An 11,220-nucleotide genomic window follows, 5' to 3' on the forward strand; every position below is an offset into this window, starting at 1 on the left:
GTCGCCGGGCACCCTCCGCGAGGCGTTCGACGCGCTCGCCGCCCGCCACGAGATCCTGCGCACCCGCTACGTCCTGGACGCGGCCGACCCCCGGCAGGTCGTCGACCCGGCTGGGCCCGTCGACTTCGCCGTCAGCGTCCGGCCCGGCCTGGACGCCACCGCACGGGACGCGGCCGCCGTCGCTTTCACCGAGGCGCGCGCCGCCGAGACCTTCGACCTGGCCGCCGACCACCCGCTGCGGGTACGGCTGCTGCGCTTCGCCCCCGACGACCACGTGCTGCTCGTCGTCATGCACCACATCGCCTGCGACGCGCTCACCCGCCCGCTGCTCCTGACCGACCTCGCCGCCCTGCACCGGGGCGAGGAACTGCCCGCACTGCCCGTCCAGTACGCCGACTACGCGGCCTGGACCGCCCGCAGGCAGATCGGCCCCGACGCCGACCGCGGACTCGACTGGTGGCGCGGACAGCTCGCCGGCACCGAGCCGCTCGCCCTGCCCACCGACCGGCCCCGCCCCGCCGTGCGCACCTGGGGCGGTGCCACGCACGGCTTCGACGTCCCCGCCGCCACCGCCACCGCGCTGCGGGAGATCGCCCGCGACGGCGACGCCACGCTCTTCATGGTCCTGCTCACCGCCTACCAGACCCTGCTCGGCCGCTACACCGGCAAGCGGGACGTCCCGGTCGGCACCGCCGTCTCCGGACGTACCCGCCCCGAACTGCGGGAGATGGCCGGATACGCGTACAACACCCTGGTGCTGCGGGCACGCTGGGGTGCCGACCCCGCCTTCCGTGACGTCCTGGCCGCCAACCGCACCACCGTGCTGGACGCCTTCGACCACCAGGAGACGCCGTTCGACCGGATCGCCGACGAGCTGGAGCCCGAGCGAGACCTGTCCACCACGCCGCTCTTCCAGGTCATGTTCGACCTCGCGTCCGGCCAGGGCTCCGACGGACCCGAACTGCCCGGCATCGCCACCGAGCCCGTCGCCGCCTCCGGCGCCATCGCCCGCTTCGATCTGACCCTGCACCTCACCGAGCGCGCCGATGGCACCCTGCACGGCAGCCTGGAATACGCCACGGCCCTCTTCGACGCGGCCACCGCCGCGCGGATCGCCGGGCACTACACCCGGCTCCTCGCGGAGATCGCCGCCGCCCCCGACGCCCCGCTCTCCGCGCTCGACCCGATCGGCCCCGAGGAGCGCGCCCTGCTCCTCGACGGGCCGGCCACCCCCGTCGGCACCGGCCACGCCCTCGACGCCACCGCCCTGCGGCCCGTTCTGGAGACGATCGTCGAGCAGGCCGCGGCCACCCCCGACGCCACGGCCCTGCGCCACGACGGCACCGCGTACAGCTACCGCAGGCTCGCCGAGGAGTCGGAGCAGTACGCCCGCCGGCTCGCCGGGCTCGGCATCGGCCCCGAGGACACCGTCGGCGTCCTCCTGGACCGCTCGCCGCACCTGGTCGCCGCCCTGCTCGGCATCTGGCGCGCGGGCGCCGCCTACGTGCCCATCGACCCCGGCTACCCGGACGAGCGGGTCGGCCACATGCTGGCCGCCACCGACACCCGGGTCGTCCTCACCGAGACCCGCTACGCCGACCGCTTCGACGGCCCCACCGTCCTGGTCACCGACGACCCGGCCGAACAGGCCGCCCGCACGGTCGCCACCGCCGCCCTGCCCGCCTCCTACGACCTCGACGCGCTCGCCTACGTCATCTACACCTCCGGCTCCACCGGCCGCCCCAAGGGTGTCCTCGTCACCCACCGCGGCCTGGCCAACTACCTCGGCTGGACCGTCCAGGCGTACGCGGGCGCGGGTACCTCGGGTGCCCCGCTGTTCTCGTCGATCGCCTTCGACCTCGGCGTACCCGATCTGTACGCGCCGCTGATGACCGGGCAGCGCGTCGACCTGCTCCCGCAGGACTTCGACACCGCCGACCTCGGCGCCCTGCTCGCCGCAGGCGCCCCGTACTCCTTCGTCAAACTCACCCCAGGCCATCTCGACCTGCTCCAGCAGCAGTTGACGTCCGATCAGATCCAGGGCCTGGCCGGTCTCGTGATCGCCGCGGGGGACTCCTTCACCGCCCGGCTCGCCGAGCGCTGGACCGCGTCGGCCGGCCCCGACGGCACCCGTCTCGCCGCCGAGTACGGCCCCACCGAGATCACCGTCGGCAACTCGGCGTACTTCCTCGACGGGCCCGTCACCACCGAACTCGTCCCCATCGGCCGCGCCATCCCGCACACCACGATGTACGTCCTCGACGAGCATCTGCGCCCCCTGCCCGTCGGCGTGCCCGGCGAGGTGTGGATCGGCGGCATCGGCCTCGCCCGCGGCTACGCGGGCCGCCCCGACCTGACCGCCGAGCGCTTCGTGCCCGACCCCTACGGCCCGGCGGGCGCCCGGCTCTACCGCACCGGCGACATCGCGCGCGTCCTGCCCGACGGCAACCTCGACTTCGTCGCCCGCGCCGACCACCAGGTCAAACTCCGCGGCTACCGCATCGAGCCCGGCGAGATCGAGTCCGTGCTCACCGCGCACCCGGCCGTCGCCGAAGCCGTCGCCCTCGTCCGCGAGGACAGCCCCGGCGCCAGGGAACTCGTCGCCTACGTCGTCCCCGCCGACGGCGCCGACCCCGACGCCCTCGCCCCGGCCGCACTGCGCGCCCACATCGGCGAGACCCTCCCGTCCTACATGGTGCCCGCCGCCTGCCTCACCCTCGACGCCCTGCCGCTCACCGCCAACGGCAAGCTCGACCGGCGTGCCCTGCCCGCCCCGGGCCGCGACGCCACCGCCGTCGGCGCGTACGTCGAGGCCCGCGACGCCACCGAACGCGCCATGGCCGAGGTCTGGGCCACCGTCCTCGGCCGCGACCTCGTCGGCGTCCACGACAACTTCTTCGAACTCGGCGGCGACTCCATCCGTGCCGTCACCCTCGTCGGCGCCCTGCGCGAGGCCGGCTGGGAGACCAGCGTCCGCGACATCTTCGCCCACCGCACCGTGGCCCGGCTGCGCGCCGCCGTCGGCCACGGTGCCGAACCCACCGGCACCACCGTCGCCCGGTTCGCGCTCATCGGCGAGGAGGACCGGGCCGCGCTGCCCGCCGACGTCACCGACGCCTACCCCGTCTCGCTCACCCAGGCCGGGATGCTCGTCGAGATGTACGGCCGGAGCACCGAGAACCGCTACCACAACATCACCTCCTTCCGGATCCGCGACGAACTCCCCTTCGACCCCGAGTCGTTCCGGCGGGCCGCCGACCTGATCGTCGAACGGCACGAGGTCATGCGGACCTCCTTCGCCCTCGACGGCTACTCCCGGCCCCTCCAGCTGGTGCACGCCGCGTCCCGGATGCCCTGCGTCTTCGACGATCTGCGCCACCTGCCGGCCGCCCGCCGCGAACAGGCCCTCTGGGAGTTCGCCGACCGCGACCGCGAAGAACTCTTCGACCTCACCCGCGCGCCGCTCATGCGGATGGCCGTCCATCTCCTCGACGACGAGAGCTGGTGGCTCTCCATCACCGAGTGCCACCCCGTCATCGAGGGCTGGAGCTACCACTCCCAGCTGATGGAGATGCTGCGCGCCTACCGCGCGCTGCGTTCCGGCGCCGAGCCCGAGCCCGCCCCGCCCGTGCCCGCCGTCCGCTACGCCGACTTCGTCGCGGGCGAACTGCGCTCCCTCGAAGACCCCGCCGACCGCGCCCACTGGCGGCACATCGTCGACACGTACGAGCGGTTCAGCGTCCCCGCCGGGTGGCAGGGCGACGACGAGGGCGAGGAGCGCTACCGCATCGACATTCCACTCGGCGGCGTCGAACCGGGCCTGCGCGCCCTCGCCACCGCCGCCGAGGTCCCCTACAAGAGCGTCCTGCACGCCGCCCACAGCAAGGTCCTGTCGCTGCTCACCCGCGCCGAGCGGTTCCGCGGCGGCATGGTCGCCGACGCGCGCCCCGAGGAGGCGGGCGCCGAACGCGTCTCCGGCATGTACCTCAACTCGGTGCCCTTCCCCTACGAGCGCACCGCCAGGACCTGGGGCGAACTCGCCCAGCAGGTCTTCGCCCGCGAGATCGAGCTGTGGCCGCACCGCCGCTACCCCATGCCCGCCATGCGCAGACCCGGCGGCGAATCCCACCTCATCGACGTCCTCTTCCACTACCTGGACTTCCACCAGGTCGACACCGAGCTCATCGACATCATGGCCAGCCGCGACGACAGCCCCAACGAGTTCCGGCTCGTCGTCGGCACCCCCGTGCGCGGCCACCTGTCCATCGCCTCGCGCACCCGCACCCTCTCCCGGGGCCGGGCCAAGCGCCTCGCCGCGCTCTACACCGCCGTCCTCGCCGACATGGCGCGCACCGGCGCCGACGGCGACGCCCGTGGCGCCTACCCCGACGCCTACGAGCGCGGCGCCCTCGCCGCGCCCGCCCTGCCGCACTCCGACACACCCGCCGACGTGCTCGGCGCGTTCGAGGCCCAGGCCGCCCGGACCCCGACGGCCCCCGCCCTCTCCTTCCAGGCCGCCACCCTCTCCTACGCCGCGCTCGACGCCCGCGCCGAGGCCGTCGCCCACCGGCTGCGCGCGCTCGGCGCCGGGCCCGAGACCCGCGTCGCCGTACTCCTGGACCGGGGACCCGACCTGGTGGCCGCGCTCCTGGGCGTCTGGAAGGCGGGCGCCGCGCAGGTGCCCGTGGACCCCTGCACCCCCGACGCCCGGATCGCGGGCATCGACTGCGCGCTCGCGGTCACCGAACGCCGTCACGCCGCCCGCCTGGGCGACCGCCCGCTCCTGATCGCCGAGGACCTCACCGACGCACCCGTACCAGCCGGGCCCGCCACCGTCCACGACCCCGACCGGCTCGCGTACGTCCTGCACACCTCCGGCTCCACCGGCACCCCCAAGGGCGTCGAGATCAGCCACCGCTCCCTGTCCCACTACCTGCACTGGGCGGTCGAACAGTACGCGGCGGCGGGCACCGGCGGCGCACCGTGGTTCACCTCCGTCGGCTTCGACCTCGGACTCCCCGCGCTGTACGCGCCGCTGATGACCGGCCAGACCGTGCGGCTGCTCCCGCAGGACTACGGGCCGGGGGAGTTCGGAGCCGAACTCCTCAAGGGTGCGCCCTACGCCTTCGTCGGCCTCACCCCCGGCCATCTGGCGCTCCTGGAAGCCCAGTTGACCGACGCCGAACTCGGTGGCCTGGCCGCGCTCGCCATCTGCGCGGGCGACGCCTACCCGGCCGCCCAGGCCGACCGCGTCGCTGCCCGTGTCCGGGCCGGCGGCATGCTCCTCGCCGCCGAGTACGGCCCCACCGAGGCCACCGTCGCCGCCACCGCACTGCGCGTCCTGCCCCGGTGCGCGACCGTGCCGCGGCCCGTCGCGGAACCGAAAGGCGTCCGGGCCGGACTCCAGCACGCCGACAGCGTCCACGCCCCCGAGCGGACCCGCCGGCCGCGCACCCTCGTGGCTCTCGGCTCCCCGCTCCCCGGCGTCACCCTGCGGCTCCTCGACAGCACGCTGCGGCCGGTGCCCGACGGCATCGTCGGTGAGGTGCACCTCGGCGGCGACGGGCTTGCCCGCGGCTACGCCGGACGTGCCGATCTGACCGCCGCCGCGTTCCTGCCCGACCCGTACGGACTGCCGGGCGCCCGCCTCTACCGCACCGGGGACCTGGCCCGCCGGCTCCCCGGCGGTGCCCTGGAGTTCGTCGGACGCGCCGACGACCAGGTCAAGATCCGCGGACACCGCGTCGAGCCCGGCGAGGCCGAGGCCGAACTCGCCGCCGATCCCTCCGTACGCGAAGCCCTCGTCGCGGCTGTCGACGCCGCCGACGGCGGCAAACGCCTCGCGGCCTGGGTGGTGCCCGCCGAGGGACACACCGTCTCCGTACCGGCCCTGCGCGACCGGCTGCGCACGGTCCTGCCCGCCGCCGTCATCCCGGCGACCGTCACGGCCGTGCCCGCGCTCCCGCTCGGCGAGCACGGCAAACGCGACCGGTTCGCCCTCGTGGCCCGCGCCGCCACCGCCGCCGACGCCCCCTACGAGGAGCCGCGCACCGACACCGAGCGGCGGCTCGCCGCCGTCTGGGCCGAGATCCTCGGCCTCGAACAGGTCGGCGTGCACGACGACTTCAGGGACCTCGGCGGCGACTCCCTGCTCGTACCGCCCCTGCTGCTCGCCGCCCGCAGGGCCGGGCTCCCCCTCGACCTCGCGACGGCACTGCGCCACCACACGGTGGAGCACCTCGCCGCCGCACTCGACGTCCGCACGGCCCACGACCCGGCCCAGGAAGGCTGACCCCCATGCGCCATCTGATCTCCATCGACGACCTCACCGACGCGGAGCTGCGGCGGATCGTGGACCGCGGCGCCGAGTTCTCCGCCGGTCTCGCCCGGCGGCCCGCACCGCTGGACGGCCAGGTGGTCGGCGTCTACTTCGCCAAGACCTCCACCCGCACCCGTACCGCCTTCTCCTCCGGATCGCTGCGGCTGGGCGGCTCCCTCATCGCCTACGGTCCCGGCGACCTCCAGCTCAACACCGGCGAGACCACCGAGGACACCGGCCGGGTCCTGTCCGGGATGCTCGACGTCCTCGTCGCCCGGACCGCCGGGCCCGAGGCCGAACTGCGGGGCTGGGCACGGCAGGAGACCATGTCCGTCGTCAACGCCATGACCGCCGAGGAACACCCCACCCAGGCACTCACCGACCTCACCACACTGGTGCGCCACTTCGGCCACATCGACGGTCTGCGCATCCTGTACGCGGGCGAGGGCAACAACACGGCGGCGGCCCTCGCGCTCGCCCTCACCCGCTTCCCCGGCGTCCACTTCGAGGTCCGCACCCCGCCCGGCTACGGCCTCGCCGACGCGATCCTGCGCCGGGCCCGCGCACAGGCCTCGCGCACCGGCGCCACACTGGTGGAGCGGCACGACATGGACGGGCTGACCGGCGGCTACGACGTGATCTACACGACCCGCTGGCAGACCACCGGCACCAGCAAGCCCGATCCGGACTGGCGGGACATCTTCGCCCCGTTCCGGGTCACGCCCGCCCTGTGGGAGACCAGCCCGAACGCCGTGTTCATGCACGACCTGCCCGCCCACCGGGGCGAGGAGGTCGTGGCCGAGGTACTGGACGGACCGCACAGCATCGCCTTCGCCCAGGCCACCAACAAGATGCACAGCGCGATGGCGGTGCTGGAGTTCGTCCGCACCGCTCCGCAGGCCGAGGCGCCCCCGGTCGCGGCGACCCCGTCCGAGGACCGCACCCTGGTGGCCGCGCGATGAAACCCGCGACCGAGTCCGTGACCGACCCGGCGGTGCTGCCGTGGCTCCTGGCCGAGCAGCGGGACGACGCCGTGCCGGACGAGCGGCACCAGGCGGCCGGGGAGCTCGCGCCGGAGGCCGTACCGGACGAGGAGGCCACGGCGCCGCCCGTACCGTTGCGGCGCAACCGTGACTACCGCCTGCTGTGGGGCGGCGCCGGCCTCTCGCTGCTCGCCGGGCGCGCCACCGCCGTCGCGTATCCGCTCGCCGTCCTGTGGGCGACCAGGTCGCCGAGTGACGCCGGGCTCGTCGGGACCGCGCTGCTGCTCCCGCAGCTCCTGGTGCAACTGCCCGGCGGAGCGCTCGTCGACCGCTGGGACCGGCGGCGCGTCATGCTGGTGGCGGGACTGGGACAGGCGGTGGTGGCCGGTGCGGTCGCCGGGCTCCTGCTGAGCGGGCACGTCCGGCTGTGGGCACTGCTGGCCGCCGCGTTCGTCGAGGGCACCCTCGGTGTGCTGTTCCAGCTGGCCGAGCGGGCCGCGGTGCCCGCCGTGGTGCCGCCCGAGCAGATCGGCGCCGCCATGACCGGCAACGAGGCCCGCACCCGGGGGGCCGCCATCGCGGGCCAGCCGCTGGGCAGCGGACTCGTCACGCTCGGCGCCGCGCTGCCGTTCGGGGCCGCGGCGGCCGGTCAACTCGCTGCTGTGCTCTGCCTGTTCGGGGTACGCGGAAAACTCCAGCAGGAGCGGACGGGCGTCTCCCGGACGGCGCTCGCCGCCGAAGTCCGCGAGGGCCTCGTCTGGATGTGGCGCCAGCACTTCCTGCGCGCCGTGATGGCCGCCGTAGCCGTCTCCAACATCCTCTTCCAGGGCCTCAACCTGGCCGTGATGTCCGGTATCCAGACGGCGGGCGGCACCGAGTTCCAGGTGGGCGTCGTGCTCTCGCTCAGCGGAGCGGGCGGCCTGGTCGGGGCGCTCAGCGGTGGCTGGTGGACCGAACGTCTGTCGATGCGCGCGCTGGTGATCGGCGGACTGGCGGTGTGGGCGCTGCTGATGGTCCCGGTCGCAGTGCTCCGCGACCCCTACGCCCTTGGCGCGATCTTCGCGTTGAGCGGCTACGTGGGCGGTGTGTTCAACGTGGCGGGCGGGGTCTATCTCGTCCGGATCGCTCCGGACAGCATGCGAGGGAGGGCCAACTCCCTGGCGATGCTGGTCGGTGGCGGTGCGATGGCCGCGGGCCCGGTCGCGGCCGGCTTCGCCCTGGAGGGCCTCGGCCCGACCCGGACGATCCTCGGGCTCAGTCTCGCGATGGCCGTGACGGCCCTCGCCGCCCTGATCTCCCCGGCCCTGCGCCGGGGCCCCTTCGCCAAGGCCGGCTGACCGGCGGCGCACCGGAAGGAGGGGTCACCGCAGCCGCGGTGACCCCTCCTCCTCGTGCGCCGGGAACGTCAGTCCCCGGGTGAGCCGTGCCTGTCACGCGACGCCGTCGCCAGCACCACGGCGACCGCCACCGCGACCGCGCCGGCGAGCCCGGCGGCGGCAGTGAGCGTGAGGCGGTCGGGTTCGAGCAGTGGCTGACCCCGCTCCGCCTGCCACAGCAGCAGGGCGGTGAGCCCGGCATGACCGGCACCGCCGATGACGATCAGGGCCGTACGCGTGCCCTCGCCCCGCAGCAACGACAGCCGCCCGGCGAGCATCCCGAGGCCCACGGCGGCGAGGGGCAGCAGCTGCAACGCGTGCAGGCCCACGAAGTGCGCCACTCGCAGGTCCCCGCCACCGGTCGACCAGCTGGTCAGTGGCATGGCGGAACCGCCGTCCAGCGCCCCGACGCTGTGCGCGCCGAGCGTGGGCGGGTTTTCTCCGGCGTCCAGGGCCCGCTGCTGCGCGGCCGTGGGGGTGGTCATCACATAGCCGATCGACATGCCCGCCAGGGACACGAACAGCCCGATCGGGATGGCCCAGGCCAGCGGCCGGTCCACCTTGCGCTGCCACACGAGGAAGACGCCGAGGAGCAGCGTCATGGCCCAGCCGACGTACGCCGCGCCGCCCATCGCCTTGACCAGGACGTCGTTGAGCGTGGACGACACGTTGAAGTGACTGCGCACGCCCCGCGCGGCCTGGAACGTGATGATCGATATCTCCGGGGCTATGAACAGCACCACGGTGACCGTGCCGAGTCTGTGCAGCGTGCGTTGCCAGCGTTCCGTCCGGCCGATCATCCAGGCGAGGGTGATCGTGTAAAGGCCGAAGGAGACCGCGAACTTCAGGGGTTTGAGCCACACCCCCTCACCCAGTACGGTGCGCCCGTCGAGGAACAGGCCGCCCGTGGCGACCACCGCGAGCAGGGCCATGGCCGCCGCGCACCAGGCGAGGGGGCGATGTAATCGGGGGGTGTCCCCGTCGTTGGTGTTCTTCTGCTGGACCGGGGTGCTTGTCAATGTGACCACAGTGCCTCTTTCACTGGTGGGGGCAGTGACCGGTAACGGCCCTTTGGGTGACCGAAAAACGATGTAAGTGTTCGTACATCCGTTTCCGGAAGAACGTAATCCGTCGCCCTATCGTCCCGGCATCGCTGCGGCTTCGGCGCCGCTCACACCCCCTGCGACCAGGCGATCTCTTCCTGTCGGGGCCGCTATAGGACGGACATAGTCCGCCCCGCGAAGGTTGTCCCATCACCGCAACCCCCGCACCGCCCACCGACGAAGGAGATCCACCGATGCCGCAGAACACCATGGACCGCCGGGGCGTCCTCAAGGCCGCCGCCGGCATCGCCGGGGCGGCGGCCGCGGTGACGGTGGCCGGCACTCTGCCGGCCGCCGCACACGGCCGACCCCACGGCGGATTCCCCGAGGTGCCGGGCATGGTCGGCGACCGCCGCGCGAACGAGTTCTGGTACGAGTACGACGAGCGGTTCTACTACAACCCGACGCCCGAGCTCGTCGAGGCCGTCGACGTCATCTGCAAGCCGTTCGGCGACTTCACCAAGGTCGACGCGGGCTGGGCCGCGACCCGTTCCGGCGGCCGCTACCCGCGCAGCTTCCTGGAGCTCATCCGCCCCAACCGTGACGCCTTCGTACTTCTGTCGGACGCCCAGCGCAAGGTCTACCGCGAGTTCTACCGGCACAACCCGCAGGGCCTCGTCCACGCCTTCCAGGAGTTCGGCCAGGGCGTCCTGTTCGACCCGCGCCGACCGGCCGGCAACAAGGTCCACATGATGAACTTCACGCCGCCGGACTTCACCCACGCCTACCACCGCTGGCACCCCTTCCTGGCCGGCTTCCGGCTGCTGGACATCGACGTGCGGTGGTGGACGCACATCAACCGGCTCGCGGGCGTCGCCTGGGAGCTCCAGTCCATCGGCCGGCCGGTCACCGACGCGAACGACAACAAGCACCTGCCCCGGCGGACCGTGCACGGTGTCACCCGCAAGTGGCAGCACCGCAGCGCCGACCAGCTCGACAAGGCCTTCGACAGCTACCCGTACCCCGCCGACCTGGGCAAGTTCTAGGGTCTTTCGTTCGGATCAGGCCGCACCCCGCGAGCCCGGCGTGATCCGAACGAGAAGCCCCAGGTCGCGGACCCGGGCCCGGGTCCTGTCCGGCGGATCAGGGCCGGACAGGACCCAGGGACCACACCTCACTCCCGTACGCCTCAGGAGGCACAGCCCACCATGCGAGCCACGACCGGAACTCCATCCCGCATCGGCGTCTGGATGATCGGCGCACGAGGCTCGGTCGCCACGGCCGCGACCGTCGGCGCCGCCGCGATCGTCGCGGGCAGCGCCTCCTCCGACGGATGCGTCACGGACCTTCCCCCGTTCCGCGACGCATCTCTCCCGGCCCTCGCCGACCTCGTGTTCGGCGGACACGACGTCGTCTCCGTCCCGCTGACGGCGAGGGCCGGGCAACTCGCCCGCGCGGGCGTACTGCCCGCCGCACTCCTCGACGGTGTGCGCGGCGCC

Annotated in this window: 5 protein-coding genes and 1 pseudogene; 5 read left to right on the forward strand and 1 reads right to left on the reverse strand. The window is 73.7% G+C overall.

Annotation, left to right across the window (positions count from 1 at the left end; translation table 11 throughout):
* The 3 genes from ABZY11_RS38745 to ABZY11_RS38755 all read left to right on the forward strand — a co-directional run.
* On the forward strand, positions 1–6,292 hold a 6,292-nt coding region (locus tag ABZY11_RS38745; protein WP_356483669.1), incomplete at its 5' end, for an amino acid adenylation domain-containing protein.
* A gap of 5 nt (positions 6,293–6,297) precedes the next feature.
* Complete coding sequence (locus ABZY11_RS38750) at positions 6,298–7,281, forward strand: ornithine carbamoyltransferase (RefSeq protein WP_356483670.1); 984 nt, start codon at positions 6,298–6,300, stop codon at positions 7,279–7,281.
* Complete coding sequence (locus ABZY11_RS38755; RefSeq protein WP_356483671.1) at positions 7,278–8,639, forward strand: MFS transporter; 1,362 nt, start codon at positions 7,278–7,280, stop codon at positions 8,637–8,639. The genes ABZY11_RS38750 and ABZY11_RS38755 overlap by 4 nt, the downstream gene beginning before the upstream one ends.
* 68 nt (positions 8,640–8,707) lie before the next feature.
* Here the strand turns inward: ABZY11_RS38755 and ABZY11_RS38760 are convergent, their stop codons facing one another.
* Positions 8,708–9,610 (reverse strand): hypothetical protein, encoded by a 903-nt coding sequence (locus ABZY11_RS38760; protein WP_356483672.1) that lies wholly within the window; start codon positions 9,608–9,610, stop codon positions 8,708–8,710.
* Positions 9,611–9,975: 365 nt separating this feature from the next.
* Between ABZY11_RS38760 and ABZY11_RS38765 the strand changes: the two genes are divergently transcribed.
* Together ABZY11_RS38765 and ABZY11_RS38770 are read left to right on the forward strand one after the other, a co-directional pair.
* A complete protein-coding gene (locus ABZY11_RS38765; RefSeq protein ID WP_356483673.1) occupies positions 9,976–10,767 on the forward strand; it encodes a Tat pathway signal sequence domain protein in 792 nt (263 codons plus the stop codon).
* 162 nt (positions 10,768–10,929) lie between these two features.
* Positions 10,930–11,220: pseudogene (locus ABZY11_RS38770) on the forward strand (myo-inositol-1-phosphate synthase); the annotation flags it as partial.

The organism is Streptomyces sp. NPDC006510, assembly GCF_040611955.1.
Taxonomy (GTDB): Bacteria; Actinomycetota; Actinomycetes; order Streptomycetales; family Streptomycetaceae; genus Streptomyces.

Excerpts from the sequence above, each read along its gene's own strand:
- ABZY11_RS38750 (WP_356483670.1), top strand. The coding sequence starts at position 6,298 with ATGCGCCATCTGATCTCCATCGACGACCTCACCGACGCGGAGCTGCGG.
- ABZY11_RS38755 (WP_356483671.1), top strand. The coding sequence starts at position 7,278 with ATGAAACCCGCGACCGAGTCCGTGACCGACCCGGCGGTGCTGCCGTGG.
- ABZY11_RS38760 (WP_356483672.1), bottom strand. The coding sequence starts at position 9,610 with ATGGCCCTGCTCGCGGTGGTCGCCACGGGCGGCCTGTTCCTCGACGGG.
- ABZY11_RS38765 (WP_356483673.1), top strand. The coding sequence starts at position 9,976 with ATGCCGCAGAACACCATGGACCGCCGGGGCGTCCTCAAGGCCGCCGCC.